17 protein-coding genes are annotated in these 15,971 nt (G+C 31.5%); 14 read left to right on the forward strand and 3 right to left on the reverse strand.

What is annotated here, in order from left to right:
* Positions 1-211 precede the first annotated feature (211 nt).
* The 3 genes from UMR38_06370 to UMR38_06380 all read left to right on the forward strand — a co-directional run bounded on the left by UMR38_06370 (position 212) and on the right by UMR38_06380 (position 2,466).
* The gene (locus tag UMR38_06370; GenBank protein MEC9485483.1) at positions 212-949 is read left to right on the forward strand and encodes a hypothetical protein; all 738 of its coding nucleotides are present in this window, start codon (positions 212-214) and stop codon (positions 947-949) included.
* A 564-nt stretch (positions 950-1,513) separates the two neighbouring features.
* Positions 1,514-1,972: a type III toxin-antitoxin system ToxN/AbiQ family toxin gene (locus UMR38_06375; GenBank protein ID MEC9485484.1), complete on the forward strand. Its 459-nt coding sequence runs from the start codon at positions 1,514-1,516 to the stop codon at positions 1,970-1,972.
* 101 nt (positions 1,973-2,073) lie between these two features.
* The gene (locus UMR38_06380) at positions 2,074-2,466 is read left to right on the forward strand and encodes a hypothetical protein (GenBank protein ID MEC9485485.1); all 393 of its coding nucleotides are present in this window, start codon (positions 2,074-2,076) and stop codon (positions 2,464-2,466) included.
* Here the strand turns inward: UMR38_06380 and UMR38_06385 are convergent.
* The 3 genes from UMR38_06385 to UMR38_06395 all read right to left on the reverse strand — a co-directional run bounded on the left by UMR38_06385 (position 2,441) and on the right by UMR38_06395 (position 6,687).
* Entirely contained in the window at positions 2,441-4,081 is a 1,641-nt protein-coding gene (locus tag UMR38_06385; protein ID MEC9485486.1) for a recombinase family protein, read from the reverse strand. The two genes, UMR38_06380 and UMR38_06385, sit on opposite strands and share 26 nt — an antisense overlap.
* A complete protein-coding gene (locus tag UMR38_06390; protein MEC9485487.1) occupies positions 4,068-5,765 on the reverse strand; it encodes a recombinase family protein in 1,698 nt (565 codons plus the stop codon). The genes UMR38_06385 and UMR38_06390 overlap by 14 nt, the downstream gene beginning before the upstream one ends.
* 175 nt (positions 5,766-5,940) lie before the next feature.
* Positions 5,941-6,687: a helix-turn-helix transcriptional regulator gene (locus UMR38_06395; GenBank protein MEC9485488.1), complete on the reverse strand. Its 747-nt coding sequence runs from the start codon at positions 6,685-6,687 to the stop codon at positions 5,941-5,943.
* Between the two features lie 632 nt (positions 6,688-7,319).
* Here UMR38_06395 and UMR38_06400 point away from each other — a divergent pair.
* The 11 genes from UMR38_06400 (at position 7,320) to UMR38_06450 (ending at position 15,935) form a co-directional block, all read left to right on the forward strand.
* Positions 7,320-7,586 (forward strand): helix-turn-helix transcriptional regulator, encoded by a 267-nt coding sequence (locus UMR38_06400; protein ID MEC9485489.1) that lies wholly within the window; start codon positions 7,320-7,322, stop codon positions 7,584-7,586.
* Entirely contained in the window at positions 7,583-8,530 is a 948-nt protein-coding gene (locus UMR38_06405) for a tyrosine-type recombinase/integrase (GenBank protein ID MEC9485490.1), read from the forward strand. Before UMR38_06400 ends, UMR38_06405 begins: the two co-directional genes overlap by 4 nt.
* Positions 8,527-8,733 (forward strand): helix-turn-helix domain-containing protein, encoded by a 207-nt coding sequence (locus UMR38_06410; GenBank protein ID MEC9485491.1) that lies wholly within the window; start codon positions 8,527-8,529, stop codon positions 8,731-8,733. The genes UMR38_06405 and UMR38_06410 overlap by 4 nt, the downstream gene beginning before the upstream one ends.
* Entirely contained in the window at positions 8,720-9,517 is a 798-nt protein-coding gene (locus tag UMR38_06415) for a Lin1244/Lin1753 domain-containing protein (GenBank protein ID MEC9485492.1), read from the forward strand. Before UMR38_06410 ends, UMR38_06415 begins: the two co-directional genes overlap by 14 nt.
* 399 nt (positions 9,518-9,916) lie before the next feature.
* Positions 9,917-10,441, forward strand: coding sequence for a hypothetical protein (locus UMR38_06420; GenBank protein MEC9485493.1), 525 nt, complete (start codon positions 9,917-9,919; stop codon positions 10,439-10,441).
* A 272-nt stretch (positions 10,442-10,713) separates the two neighbouring features.
* Entirely contained in the window at positions 10,714-11,700 is a 987-nt protein-coding gene (locus tag UMR38_06425) for an ATP-grasp domain-containing protein (GenBank protein ID MEC9485494.1), read from the forward strand.
* Positions 11,678-12,361 carry an HAD-IA family hydrolase gene (locus tag UMR38_06430; GenBank protein ID MEC9485495.1) on the forward strand — a complete coding sequence of 228 codons (684 nt, stop codon included), beginning with the start codon at positions 11,678-11,680 and terminating at the stop codon, positions 12,359-12,361. Before UMR38_06425 ends, UMR38_06430 begins: the two co-directional genes overlap by 23 nt.
* Before the next feature lie 12 nt (positions 12,362-12,373).
* Entirely contained in the window at positions 12,374-12,994 is a 621-nt protein-coding gene (locus UMR38_06435; GenBank protein ID MEC9485496.1) for a winged helix-turn-helix domain-containing protein, read from the forward strand.
* Between the two features lie 8 nt (positions 12,995-13,002).
* Positions 13,003-14,121: a DegT/DnrJ/EryC1/StrS family aminotransferase gene (locus UMR38_06440; GenBank protein MEC9485497.1), complete on the forward strand. Its 1,119-nt coding sequence runs from the start codon at positions 13,003-13,005 to the stop codon at positions 14,119-14,121.
* Positions 14,114-14,734, forward strand: a complete 621-nt coding sequence (locus UMR38_06445; GenBank protein MEC9485498.1) for a sugar transferase — start codon at positions 14,114-14,116, stop codon at positions 14,732-14,734. Before UMR38_06440 ends, UMR38_06445 begins: the two co-directional genes overlap by 8 nt.
* Positions 14,735-14,768: 34 nt before the next feature.
* Entirely contained in the window at positions 14,769-15,935 is a 1,167-nt protein-coding gene (locus tag UMR38_06450; GenBank protein ID MEC9485499.1) for a nucleotide sugar dehydrogenase, read from the forward strand.
* Positions 15,936-15,971: the final 36 nt, after the last annotated feature.

A 15,971-nucleotide genomic window follows, 5' to 3' on the forward strand; every position in this document is an offset into this window, starting at 1 on the left:
TGAAGGGTTCTATAATCGAAAAAGGATCCACGGATCCATCGATTATTTAACTCCTCATGAAGTTCATTATTCAAAGAGAGAAATTCTTACTTAAGGTGTCCACTTTCTTGACATAGATACAAATAGCAATATAACTGTAGTTGAGAAATCCAAAGATATTAGAGATACAGTTTTTAAGCAAGATAACATTTTAGTTGGATTTTCCAACGATGTGGACAAATACATTGAGGATGCTGTAAGATTTACTTCTGAGACCAATAAATCTACATTTGAAATTGTTATGAATCCTAATACAAACAAGCACGGAGCTAATGCTCTTGATTTTGAAAAAATTCTTTCTGGTATAAGATCTTTGTTCTCAGGAATAGGAAATTCTGCTAATCTCTTTATGGTGCCATCATTGGGTTCTTTAGTATTGAGATTTTATACTGATGAAGAAACAACGTTATTTAATCAATATCAAACTGATACTAATATAAAGAAAATAGTTACAATGGTCTCAAGTGATAAAGATGAAGTTATACGAGAAATCATTAAAGCAAATCCTAAAATTATTCCGGGGTTACGAAAGTTTACTGAAAGTATCAGTAGGTTAGAAAGTCCTATCAGGGTAATAGCATCATCTCCAGATAATTCATATTTTGTAAACAAAGTTGTTACAAGAAATCAAGTGCAAAGAATTGATCAAGTTATGGAAAATCTTGATATTGAAGTACAAGAACCTTTTGCTTATATTGGAGAAACACATGCAATTGATATCGATAATAAAACAATTAAATTTATTAATGAAGACGATAAACTAATTAAAGGAAAGTACGAAATACTTGAGGAAAGAAATTATAAAGTTATCTCAAAGTATAAATTTTCAGGTTTTAAAACATATAAGTTAGACAAAACCGGAAAGGAAATCAGCCCTAAATTTGTGATTACATCAATAGTAGATTTGTAAAATTAATCATGGTTATAGTGAAAAAAGCTCTTGTGATAAAACAAAAAGAAGATAATTTATATATCAGTTTAAAGCCGATTTGCATCTTGAAAGCATTTTAATTAATGGTTTTTCAAAATTAGCAAAGAACAATGCTCCATTTTATTTTTTACATTGTATTTACCTTTAATTTTTATTAGTACCAGTATGCAGTAGTAGATTTACTGCTGCCTTTTCATTACTTCTGGTGTGAGTTCTTTTACTACTTAGTAAATCTTAATTAATTTCTTGTCTAAGCAGTTATGGAGATTATTACATTTCACTTGCAATTGGTCCATATATGACCTATAATATATACGTAATCAATTTTTTACTATCTTTAGTTTAATATTTTGATTACAAAAAGTCGGTATTTCTCTACCGTAAGTGAGAATTTAATTAGTTGGTGATACTCTACCATTAAGTGAGTAATAAAAAAGTCGGTGACCCTCAGCCGTAAATGGGGAATAAAAAATAATAAATAAGGTGGCTAAGCGCCGCCTTATTATTATATTAAGGGAAGGTTAGGAAATTATGTCATTTAGGGTGGTACGCGTAAAAGATAAATATATCAAACATCTAAGGAAAATTGATAATAAAGTTCCTAAAAACTATAATCAAAAAAGGCCATATGTAGGTGTATTGATTACAATTAATGGTTATAATTATTTTGCTCCTTTATCATCACCAAAAAATAAACATAAAAAGATGTCAAATTCAATGTTAGATGTATTTAAAATTAAACAAGGTGAATATGGTATCGTTAATCTAAATAACATGATACCTGTCCATGAATCACAAATAATAGAGTTTGATTTCAACAATGAAGATTATCAATACAGATTAATTTTAATTAATCAATATATCCATCTGAAAAAAGGAAAAAACCAATTAGAAAGAAAAGCTAGAGTATTATATGAAAAAGTTAAGAACGGTCATCAGATCAGTGAGAGATGTTGTGATTTTGAAATTTTAGAAGACGCTTGTTCAAATTTCAAAAAGTAATTTCCCACATAACTCAACTATAATATTTTCTATGATAAAACTTGAACTATTACAATAATTATGCCATATATGTAGTAACCCAAAAGAAGAGGAGACTACATATGTTTAAAGAATTTAATGCCCATCCAAAGGGAATCAAAACAAACGATTGTGTTGTTAGAGCTATTGCTACTGCAACGAATTCAGATTATTTTGAAACAAGAAGACGTTTGAATAATAAGAAAAGAGAACTTGGATTCGCTAGTTATAGGGAATCCAAGTTTTTATATGCTTATTTGAAAGACTACCCTCGATTAATATTTAAACCTATAAAAGGGGAACCTAGAATAAAGGGGAAAGATTTCGTTTTACTTTATCCCAAAGGCAATTATATTTTAAAAATGGCGGGACATGTTGTTGCTTGTGTAGATGGAACATTAATAGATACATGGGATTGTAGTGATCAATCTGTTTATACTGCCTGGGAAATTAACAAAGACGAATACTCCATTTGATTGTTGTATCAATTCTACCTTTTGTTTTGTAGGCACCAGTATGCAGTAGCGGTTTCGCTTCTGTATTTTTCATTGTATGATGGTTTAGTTTTTTTCCTGTTACATTGATAAATAAAATGATCGTATCATAATCAGCTATTAGTAAACCATCAAAAATAGAATTTATGATATCAGGGTTTAAGCTTTGTGTTGGATACGTTAATGCTTTGATACGTTTTTTAATGTCGAGTACATGTTGCTGGTGTTCTTCTAGATTGTTGTATTCATCTTCTAATGCAGTATAATTGATACTTTCTTGAATGATGAGTGTTTCTAGTTCGTAGAGTAACATCCGGTCTTTTTTACTTTTTGGTGTTTTGCGTCCAAGTGCATAATATTGTCTCATATAATCTTCAACAATATGTTCCTGGTCTGTTAACTCTGTTAATATATCATCCTTGGATAACAAGTTATTCGTATGGTGATCAAATATGAGTTCCATACGGCCAAATTTTCGCGATAAGGCGTTTAATGATCGGTAGAGTACTTTGGATAGGTGCTTGTGGTAAAAACGCGGGAGTTGGGAACTAATGAGATAATCTTGCTTATTGGTTTCTTCATCATTGACATCAAGATTGGTTTGTAATCGGTATATCTTTTTCTTATGCGGAATGGAATACCCAAATTGTTCGTAGTGTTCAAGGTCTAATCGTTTCCTTTTTTTCTGTTTTCTTTTCTGCTTGTCATAAATAGCTTGAACTGCATCAAACGTTTCGATATCAATAATCGGTTCATGATGATTATTGATAATGTATTTTGGTTGTTCACCGTTGTTAATACAGCTCTTTTTTTCTAAACCATCGACTTTAATATAGGTTTTACCATAAATTATCTTCCCGGCGTATTTTTCATTTTTTAGAATCGTTTGTATTTGACTAGGTTTAGTAAAGGGATAACCACGAGTGGTTCGGTGGTTTTTACTTTGTACATAGCGGAGGATTGTACCTGGTTTTTCTCCTGCTAGTTTCATTTGAAAAATGGCTCTAACAGTCTCTGCCTCATCTTCATTGATGATATATTTTCGGTCTTTGGTGATGTCATAACCAAAACATGGATGTATATGTAACTTACCATTTTTTGCTCGACTGCGATGTCCCCATCGGATGTTTGATGATATTTGTTGAGATTCTGCTTCAGCGAGTCCTGCCATCATTGTAAGAATCATATCAATCGTATAATCAAGAGAAGAGAGATTTTCTTTTTCAAAGAAGAATTCTACACCTAATTTTCTTGTTTCTTGAATGACTTTTAACGCATCAATGGTATTTCTTGCAAAGCGAGATAGTGATTTCACTAAGACTAAATCAATATGGCCAGCATAGACTTTTTTAAGTAATGCTTGTAAGCCATCACGTTTTTTCATAGATGTACCACTCTTGCCGTGATCATAATAAATACCAGCAAAGATATAGTCGGGGTGAAAGATGATCTCTTTTGCGTAGTAACGGACCTGTATATCTAAAGAAGATTCTTGCATTTCTTGTTTAGTGGAAACGCGGGCATATGCTGCGACCCGTTTGATTTGATGTTTATATGCTTTTGCTTGTTTTGATTGTATTATTTTAATATCCTTCATAGGTTATTACCTCGTATGTCAATTTTGTTTTTGTTGTGTCATCATAATACTGTCCTACTAAAAAGGGTTTCATTGTTATTAATACCTCAATATTGTCATGTAAATCATCAATGATTGAAAAGATATTATCAATAACATAGCGAAGATGATTCTTGCCCATGACAAGAATCATTCCAAAGAAGCTTTTGATGATTCGTTTGTCTTCGTAATTGGAATCAATAAAGCTCTTTAAGGCGTATAGACGACGTCTTGTAAGAAGTTCTCGGTTGATTTCATTTCTTAGGTTGATGATGTCTATTTCGCATTGTTCTAGTTCCCCTTCAATTTTGGAGTAAATACTATCATATTCTTCATCGGACATGCCGGAACGTATTTTGTTTCGGACATGTTTTTTAAGTTCGTTCGCTAAATCAACACTTTTTTCTTTTAACTGTTTTAGGGGTTCATGGGAATTGATTTGTTCTAAGGATTTTTCCATAAAGGCTAAGAGAGCTTGTTGCATGTCTTCTGTCTTGGTGAGTTTTTTAATGAGATGGAGTGTTGCTTGTTCGACTAGTGGTTCATGAATCGATGGATTGTCACAATTGTGAGGATTGTTTCTGTCTGTATGGCACTTCAACATGCGTTTTTTGAAGGTTGTGCCTGAGTTGTGCATTTTTGAATTGTACATGCGTTTGCATCTACTGCAGTATACCAATCCTTTAATTGGTTTATGAGCCAGATGTTTATAACGTTCTTTGTTATCGTTACTTAATATAATATCCCTTGCATGAATCATTGTTTGGACAATATCAAAGGTTTCTCGATCAATAATGGCTTCGTGATTATCTTTGATATAGTATTTTGTGGCGTGGCCATCATTGGATACTGTTTTATGGGAAAGATAATCAATCGTGACTGTTTTTTGTAGCATAAGGTCACCTACGTATTTTTCATTCCGTAAGATTTCTTTTACGGTATCAGGGTACCAAGTGACAACACCTCGTTCATTTTTATAGCCTTGTGTTTTTAAATGTCTAGCAAGGCTTGTGATGCCCATACCGTTTAAATATTGATTGAAGATGTACTGTACGGTTTTAGCTTGCTTTTTGTTAATGATGAGTTCGCCTTCATCGTTTTTATCGTAGCCAAGGAAGTACGTTGTTGTCATCATTAATTGTCCATCAGCAAAGCGTTTGCGAAATCCCCATTTGGTATTTTCACTAATGTTTCTTGATTCTTCTTGGGCGATCGATGACATAATTGTTAAGATGAAATCAATCTTTGGGTCAGCACTACTAATGTTTTCTTTTTCAAAATAAATTTCGACATTGATTTCCCGCATTTCTTTGATTACGGTAAGCATGTCAACTGTGTTTCTCGCAAAGCGGGAAATTGATTTGGTGATGATCATATCAATTTTCCCGTTTCTAGCAGCCTCTAACATGTTCTGCATCCCAATCCGTTTTTTCATACTGGTTCCAGTGATGCCTTCATCACTATACATACCAGCAAATTCCCATTCCGGATTATCTTTAATTCGTTTTGTAAATTCTTTGATTTGCACTTGATAAGAATTTAATTGATCAGTCTCGTCGGTTGATACACGGGCATAGGCTGCGACCTTTTTTTGAATTGTGATTTCATTGGTTTTTTCATCTTTAAACCGTATTGTTGGTTCAATGATTTCTACATATGTGTTCATGGGTGAAAACCTCCTTTTTGTTAGTATGTATATTACCTCTAAAAAGTTTATTATCAAGGTTTATGGTCTTATTGGTAGGGTCTTAATATAAGACATAAAAAAACGAGATATGTTTCCCCTATAAGGGGAGAACATGTCCCGTTTTCGATTTTCACCAAGTATAGTATATCAAAGGTTATGTCATTTGAACATCATCAACAGATGGTAAATCGTGAAAATCGTACATTATTTTTTCGACGATGCCATCAATTGTACTTAAAAATTCTCGGTAGCCCATGTGTTTGATCGTTCGATGATCATAATACATCACGTAGGTTCCTTGTTTAATATCAGTAATGAGCTTCGCCCTTGTAATGAATTGTTTAGATCCTCGGCGTGCGTTCATAACAGCGGGGTCTAATCTTTTTTTGCTTGAGTTATCATTTCCATATTCTGGATGCGTTGCTTTTGGTACGGTAATTAAATACATTCGTTCTGTAGATGTGACATCGATTTTATCTGTTGTTTTTAAACGGAGTAACAATCTTGTATCAGTTGGTAACTCTAGGGTCTGGTCATGTGCGGTAAGTTGATAGTATTGATACCGGTTAGTTGCAATATCAATTGATTGATTAAAATCATAACTAATTAATGGCTCTGGTTTGATTTTTTTTACTTTGTGATTTTCATAAGCATAATACAAGGTATCAATTGTGTGATGAATCTGATGGGTAGGTTCACAATCAAATAAATCCTGGATGGTACATTGGTATAATTTTGATAACGCAACCAAATATGAAGCAGGGGCATTACGTTTTCCTTGTTCATAATTGCGAATGGAAGAAATACCATAGGTTCTATTTAATGCTTTATATAGGTCTGTTTGAGAATAGCCATGGCCATGTCTCATTGTTTTGCCTATTTTGGGATACGGTGAATGCATCGAAAGGGCCTCCTGTTGTTAGTAAATACTTAAATATTATACTTCAAATTAAACTTTTTTACAGAAATAATTGATTATTTTAATGATTTTGCATTCCGGATGTGTTGTTTTTTAAAAGCAGGTGCGTTCACAATTATTATGGTAACTCTTAATTATATCGTAATATATTTATCAATTTGATGTTGTTTATATGAAATGAGCATTATCGAAATATACTTTTGCTAAGCGACTAGTGCTTTAAGCGCTACATCATATGTGTTGTGAAAATAGTTTCTTTCTTGGTTCATTTTATTTGTGGTTTTGTTTGATAAAATATGGATAAGCAAGAAGTGTCTTGTTCTTGTAGATTGGAATCTTCCAATCGAACTAGACTTGAAACTATATCGATATTTCACCACCATGATTTTCACCAAAAAACATGTCCTGTGTGTGAAGTGTCTCATACCGTGTTCAACGTTGTGTTTGGTGATGTTTATATATCACCAACAATAAGTTTGATATGGCGTAAACAGATCCCAATATATAAGAATGAGTTGATGAAAATCAACTTTTTGTGTTGGATAAACACGTTAAATTCGGCCGATTTCACGTTGTTTTTATGACAAAGTAAAGGAGCGTAAAGCAAAAGATAAATGGATAAATTAAAGATAAAAGGGCAAAGCCCTATTTCTTTCATACGATATTACTTATATGATTATCGAAAAACAAATGATTATACGATGGAAGACATGGCAGAGATGATGGGAATTAGTCTTAATTATTATGGTGATTTAGAAAAAGGGAATAAGGGTGAAAAGATGTCAATCCATACAGCATATAAGATTGCTCAAGCATTACAAGTATCATTAGATAACTTATACCTATTAGAAGAAGAGTATCAAGAGAGGATTTTATTATGATTAAGATACATCCATTAGAACCATTAATAACATTATATTGTGACAATCTTGATATTAAGAAAAACAGCATCAGGAGTTATAAGGCCTTGCTAGATCGATATGTCTATTACCTAAAACGACATAATATTCAGTTTGCTAAACGTTCAGACATCATCGATTATAGAGAACACATGTGGGAAGAAGGTTTACGGGCGAATACGATTCAAAAACAAATTGTCGTGATTCGTAATTTCTATCAATGGTTAAAGTTAAATCAACGACAATTTGCCTTAGATGATATCTATCAATTTAATATCGCAGAGAAAATCAAAGGCGCAAAGATTGATCACAACTATAAAAAAGAACCATTAAACAAAGAACAGGCCATCAAACTCATTGAAGTGGCGAAGCAACAACGAACCGATATTACGGGGTACCGTAATTTCGCAATCATCTTGTTAATGATTATCACAGGCGTACGATCAATTGAAGTTGTTCGGGCAAAAAAGGCAGATGTCTCAAGATTGTTTAAGTATTCGATTCTTTATGTCCACGGAAAAGGAAAAGATGGGGCAGATACTTTTGTAAAATTATCGAACGAAGTGACGGATGCGATCAATGATTATTTACACAAAAGAACAGATAATGCTAGGTATTTATTTGTTACGCATGGCGATACATCAAGTTGCCAACAGTTGTCATCAAATACTTTAAGAAGAGCAATTACGAGGTTAATGAAACATGCTGGGATTTATGACAAGAAGCATACCCCACATTCATTGCGACACACGACGGCATATCTTAACTTACAGTCGGGTGGATCGTTAGAATCCACCCAACAGTTACTAAGGCATAAAAATATTGAGACAACGTTAATTTATGCGCATAACATTAACCGGATGAATGATGATTCAGAATTTCGAATCAATGATTATTTATTTCGTGACGAGGAGGAAACGACATGATTAAAGAAGATATTACCCATTATACAGTTAAAGAAGTAGCCAGTTATTTGCGGGTCACACCACGAACCATTTACAACTATATTTACATTGGGAAATTACGGGGAATTAAAGTCGCTGGTAAATGGCGATTCTCAAAAAAGCATATTGATGATTTTTTAAAGAAGCTAGCAGAAGTGGAGTATCCGCGTTATGTCAAAAAGTAGTGCAGGATTAGATTTCTTTAATCTCGATGTCAATCTCTTTAGCGATGCCAAAATTATCAAATTGATGCATCGCTATGGACCGATTGGGTTTATGTGTTATTTACTAACGCTAACCAATGTATATATGAATGGATATTATTTAGAAGCATCTATTAATGATTTAGCGTATGTGTTATTAAACGGCATTGGCGGGAAATACATCAATGGTAAAAATAAGTTACAAGAAATTATTTTGTATTTAGGCTATATTGATTTAATTGATCAAGACTTATTATCACAGGGAATTATAACATCAAGAGGGATTCAAAAACGGTTTTTAATTGCGACAAAAAGTCGCAAGAATCAAGCCTATGATAAATATTGGTTATTAGAACATCCAACCCAACCAGGTGAAATTCTAAAAGAGGTAAAGAAAGAGCAACAGTCTAAGCCAAAGAAAACGAAGAAACAAAAAATCTTTGAACGAAAGAAAAAAGATATTCTAGAACACGCACCGAAGAAACATTATCTTACGAGTTGTCTTATTGAATACCGCTATATCAACGAATATTCACTTGATATCTACAAATATAATGAACTATTTGAAGACTTATTAACGAGTTATGATGGTGATTTACTCTATCAAGCAGTGCGTTATTTATGTAATTATGCATCAAGACCTGCAACAAAAATTGATGATCGATATAAGTTCTTTGAATCTTCGATTACCAAAAACTTATCACGCTTAACCAATGAGGATTCTAATACATCGATTGAATCATGGTTTAAGTCCTTGATAGGATAGATAAATCACTGGCACTAATAGATGTGAACAGTATCGTAAGTAGCATATTTTCAACATAGTGTAAGGCGAAGTGTACCATGCCTTTACACTCTGTTGAACAACCATATTAACGAGAAAATTAGATTTTCCAGAAATTGAGTGCATTTAGAATTGGTAGCTAATAAATGATAGTAAATAGGAGTGGCTCATTTTTAACTGGTAAGTGATTACAGTTTGCATGGAAATAAACTCACCCTGTCCATCATAAAATGTAAAAAGATTGTATTTATGCTTGATTCACACTACTTTTATTTCAATGTTGTCATTAGAAATGAAATAAAAAGTTATCTTGATACAACTTGTTTCAAAAAAATATCTAAAAATGAAACAAGTAATTCTAGAATGCAAAAGGAGGAAATGATGATGTACTTTTATTGTGCGAGGCTCGCTTATGATGAATTACAAAATACTGTCTTACCATCTAAAAGAGAAGAAGGATATAACCTTTTTACATGGCATGTGTTGTTATTGCCAATTAAAGAGTTTGGGCTGCTTTGTTTTAGTAATGACGCTAGTGGACTGACAATAATCTTTAAGTATGAAGTTGAAGATGATATTCAGGTTGATTACGATCTGTTTAAACATGAATTATATAAGATGATGATTCAAATGGATTATCCAGAAGGGTTGGTTCAAACCTATTTAAGAATGTTTTCAGAAATAAATGTGTCTTATCATTTCGATGAGGATCACATTTTTGAAATAAAAGATTTTATGATGAAAAGTAGAATCGATTTCTTTCATAACTTTGATAAGAATGTATGTGTTCAGGATAAAGCATCCACAATCCTAAACAATGCAAAACTTGGGAAGTGGTTTGGTCGTGATATAGATAAAACGCCACAAGCTGAAATGTTGTATCTCATTCAACAACTGTTTAAGTAAAAATACATATAACTCTATCAATCTAACAATGAAGATGCATCATCTTCATTGTTTTTATATCCCCCCCGGTCTTTTAATTAAAGGGCTTTAAGGGTACCGTGTAGGGGAATGTCTTATTTACTGAAGCCACATTTTTTGAAAATATGAGAAATCGTTTTGAAACTTTTGTTCGTTTTTTTAACAAAAACTTGAATTACCCTTGTAAAATAACCGATTATCATATAAAATAGAATTATTCAATTATCGAACAAAGTAAGAGATTGGAGTAGATTATGAGCGAATATAATATTTTAATATTAAGTGCAGGAAGAAGAGTAGAACTTGTAACACTTTTTAAAAATGCAGCTAAGGATTTAAATATAAACTCAAAAGTTGTTGCTGCCGATTGCTCAAATACAGCACCCGCTTTATATTTTGCTGATAAAATGGTTATTCTACCAAGAATCGATAATCCTACTTATGTAGATGAGATAATTGAAAATAGTAAAAAAGAGCAAATAAAACTTATTGTTCCAACAATTGATACAAATCTAATGCTACTTTCAAAAAATCAAGATTATATTTTTGAAAAATCAGGAGCAAAAGTTTTAATATCGAGCGAACAAGTTATAATGATTTGTAGAGACAAAATTAAAACTCACTATTATCTTGAAGAAAAAGGATTTAACATTCCAAAGTTATATGAATTAGACAATCAAAATATAGTTTTTCCAGTTTTTATTAAACCTGTGGATGGAAGTTCAAGCATAAATGCGTTTAAAGTAAATAGTAAAGACGAATTGAATAATCATTTAAAACTAATAAAAAAACCCATGATTCAAGAGTATATTTTAGGGGATGAGTTTACGGTAGATGTATTTTTAGACTTCCAATCCAATATAATTAGTATTGTCCCAAGACTAAGAATGCAAGTTCGAGGTGGCGAAATCTCTAAAGGCAAAATTATTAAGAACAGAATAGTAATTGATGAAGTTGCTAAACTTATGAATACGTTAAAGCCAATAGGACATATAACCGTGCAATTGATGCTGGTTGATAATGATGTTAAATTCATAGAAATCAATCCAAGGTTTGGTGGAGGAGCTCCAATGAGTATTCAAAGTGGAGCAAACTCTTGTAAAAATCTATATAAGCTATTATTGAATGAGAAACTTACTTACAATGAAGATTATGAGGAAAATTTAGTTTTTCTACGATATGATAAATCAATATGTTTAAAAGATGGAGTCATACAAGATGATAAAAGCGATAATATTTGATTTAGATGATACTTTAATATCTGAAAAAGATTATGTTGTGAGTGGCTTTAATGCAGTATCAAAATATGTTTCCAATAAAGTGGAAAAAAATACTTCTGAACAAATTTTTGAAATTCTTCAAAACTTGCATAATACTAATCCAAATAAAGTTTTTAACAGAATGATTGATGATTTAAATTTCGGTAGTGAGATAGATGTAAAAGAGTTAATAGATGTTTATAGGTCTCACAAACCAGTTATTTCATTTTTTGAAGGTGTGCTTCCAGTCATTAATAAATTAAAAGATCAAAACTATAAACTGGGCATTATAACAGACGGGTACTTTATAACACAAAAGAAGAAACTTGAATCTTTAAACATAAACAATCTATTTGATGAAATTATCATGACTGATGAACTTGGTAAAGAGTACTGGAAACCTAGCGTGATTCCATTTGAATTAATGTCAAAAAAATTAAATATTCATTACTCTGAGATGATTTACATCGGTGATAATCCAAGAAAAGATTTTTATGTTAGTGCTGTCCACCCAATTACAACAGTAAGAATTTATAGAGAAGGTTACTACAAAGATAGTAATTATTTCCAAAATGTGAAAGAGAAATTTTTAATAAATAAACTAGAAGAACTCTTTAACATAATAAATAAAGTCAATTTATAGATGGTGAATAATATGAATGAAAATCTGTTTTTTAAACCGACAACACAATACAGAAAATTTCTTATTTTAGATTCTATTGATAAAAACAAAGATATAACTCAAAGAAAACTGAGTAAAGAAGTTGGCGTTGCTGTTTCAATGATTAACTCGTATTTAAATGATTATGAAAAAGAAGGGTTGATCAAGAAAAGTTATCAATCAACAAAGACTGTATATTATTTTTTGACTAAAAAAGGAATTGAAAAGAAAAAAGTACTTAACATCGGATATTTAAATTCATCCTTAGGTGTTTATAATAAAGCAAAAAAGAACATCATTGATTTTTTAGATCAAATTGTAATAAAGGGCTATAGAGATATAATTTTGTATGGTGCAGGCGAAGTTGCTGAAATTCTTCTTCAAACAATTGCTTTGAATCATGATTTTCCTTTAAATATTATTTGTGTTATAGATGACGATGAAGATAAACAAGGGAAAAAGATTGTTTCAAATGAAATTGTATCATTAGATATGATTAATAATATTGTACATGATGGCATATTGATTTCTAGTTATACGAATAACAAAAAAATTATTGATAAATTAAAAGCTATGAACTATGATTCTAAAAAAATCATTCAGTTCTTTGATTAGGTGGTCAAATGAAAGAAAAAATCTATCTAGCCTCACCACATATGAGTGATGAAGGTTATGAACAAGAATATGTTAAAGAAGCTTTTGATACTAACTGGATTGCCCCACTTGGTCCAAATGTAACTCACTTTGAAAAAGAGGTTTGTGAAAAAGTGGGTATTGATTATGCGGCAGCTTTAGTATCTGGAACTGCAGCTATCCATATGGCTTTAAGAGCGTGTGGAGTTAAAGAGGGTGACGTTGTTTTATGTCAATCATTAACTTTTTCAGCTACTGCTAATCCTATCATATATGAAAAAGCTATACCTGTATTTATTGATAGTGATTTAGAGACTTGGAATATGAGTCCTAAATACTTAGAAGAAGCTTTAATTAAATATCCTAATGCAAAAGCGGTAATAGTAGTTCATTTGTATGGGCTATCGGCTGATATGGATAAAATATTAGAAATGTGTAAAAAATACAATGTGACATTAATTGAAGATGCAGCTGAAAGTTTAGGAACTACATATAAAGGCAGATATACTGGAACCTTTGGTGATTATGGAATCTTTAGTTTTAACGGTAATAAGATCATCACAACTTCGGGTGGAGGTATGTTAGTATCTAATAATCAAGAAAGAGTTGAAAAAGTAAGATTTTGGTCTACACAAGCTAGAGATATAGCGAGACATTATCAGCATTCTGAATTAGGATTTAATTACAGAATGAGCAATATTGTCGCAGGAATTGGTAGAGGACAATTAAAAGTCTTAGATCAGAGGGTTACTAAGAAACAATACATATATAATTACTATAGAAAACGTCTTAAGGGTATTGCTGATATTGAGTTTATGCCTGTTAATGATTGGAACAATCCCAACTGCTGGTTAACAAGTATCATCTTAAAAGGGAAAGTGAGACCACTAGATATCATAGAGGCACTAGAAAAAGAAAATATCGAGTCAAGACCTATATGGAAACCAATGCATCTTCAACCATTTTTTGAAAAATATGATTATGTTGGTAGTAATGTAGGAGAATACATATTTAATAATGGGGTATGTCTACCAAGTGATACAAAAATAAAAGATGTGCAATTAGATGAAATTATCGAAATCATAAAAGGATTATGGGATAATGCATAAAAAAGGAATATATGAGAAATACTTTAAAAGAGCATTTGATTTCATAATTTCATTAACTGCTCTAATTGTATTGTCACCATTATTGTTGATTGTTGCTGTTTTTATAAGAGTAAGACTTGGAAGTCCTATAATATTCAAGCAAAAAAGACCTGGTTTAAATGAGAGAATTTTTACAATTTATAAGTTTAGAACCATGACGGATAAAAGAGATGATCAAGGATCACTTTTACCTGATGGTGATAGATTAACTAAGTTCGGAAAATTTCTTCGTTCAACAAGTATTGATGAATTACCTGGATTAATAAATATTATTAAAGGGGATATGAGTATTGTAGGTCCAAGACCATTATTAGTTGAGTATCTTGAATTATATAATTCTGAACAGAGTAAAAGACATGAAGTAAGACCCGGATTATCAGGATACGCACAAATAAACGGACGTAATGCATTAAGCTGGGAAGACAAATTCAGATTAGATGTAGTATATATAAATAATGTCACACTTCGACACGATATAGGAATTATATTAAAAACAATAATAAAAGTACTTAGGAGAGAAGGAATCAGTTCATCTAGTTCTGCTACAATGGAAAAGTTTAATGGGAATAATTAAATTATTTAAAAGAATATAAATAATGGAGGATATTATGAAAATAGCAGTAGTTGGTACAGGTTATGTAGGCTTATCTAATGCAGTTTTATTAAGTCAAAAACACGAAGTGATAGCATTGGATATAATAAATGAAAAAGTGGATATGATTAACAACAAGAAATCTCCCATCATAGATTCTGAGTTGGAAGATTATTTATTAAATAAAAAACTAAACTTAAAAGCGACACTAGATAAGGAAGAAACATACAAGCATGCTGATTTTGTTATTATATCAACTCCAACAAATTATGATTCTAAACTAAACTATTTTGATACATCTTCAGTTGATAATGTGATTTATGATGTTGCAAGACTGAATCCCCAAACAACTGTTATCATAAAGTCCACAGTTCCTGTAGGTTATACTTTGGAGCAACGAAAAAAATATCCCAAATTAAAAATTATTTTTTCTCCAGAGTTTTTAAGAGAAGGAAAAGCTTTATATGATAACTTATACCCCTCTAGGATAGTTGTCGGTGAACATTCTAATGAAGCAAAAATCTTTGCTGATTTGTTAAAAGAAGGTGCAATAAAAAAGGATATACCAGTTTTGATTACTGACTCTACAGAAGCCGAAGCAATTAAATTATTCTCGAATACATATTTAGCAATGAGAGTGGCATTTTTTAATGAATTAGACACTTATGCTGAAGTCAGGGGTTTAGAATCAAAAGATATAATAGAAGGATTAGGTTTAGACCCAAGAATCGGTTCACATTATAATAATCCTTCATTTGGATATGGCGGATATTGTTTACCTAAAGACACTAAACAGTTATTAGCAAACTATAAAGATATTCCACAAAATATTATGCAAGCAATAGTTGATGCTAATAGAACGAGAAAAGACCATATCTCCGAGATGATAGTGGCCAAAAAACCTAATGTTGTTGGGATCTACAGGTTAGTTATGAAAAGTAATTCGGATAATTTTAGACAATCTGCTATACAAGGAATTATGAAACGAATAAAGGCAAAAGGTATTGAAGTCGTTGTTTTTGAACCTGTTTTAAATGAAGCAACATTTTTTGGATCCAAAGTTATGAAAGACTTGAGAGAATTCAAAAGTTATTGTGATATTATTGTCTCTAATAGATTCTATCAAGAACTATCGGATGTTAAAGAAAAAATATATACTAGAGACTTGTTTAATAGAGATTAGAATTTATTAACGATGAAAAAAATATAGATATGGATA

Origin of the sequence: Candidatus Izemoplasma sp. (assembly GCA_036172455.1) — a bacterium.
Classification (GTDB): Bacteria; Bacillota_I; Bacilli_A; order Izemoplasmatales; family Izemoplasmataceae; genus JAIPGF01.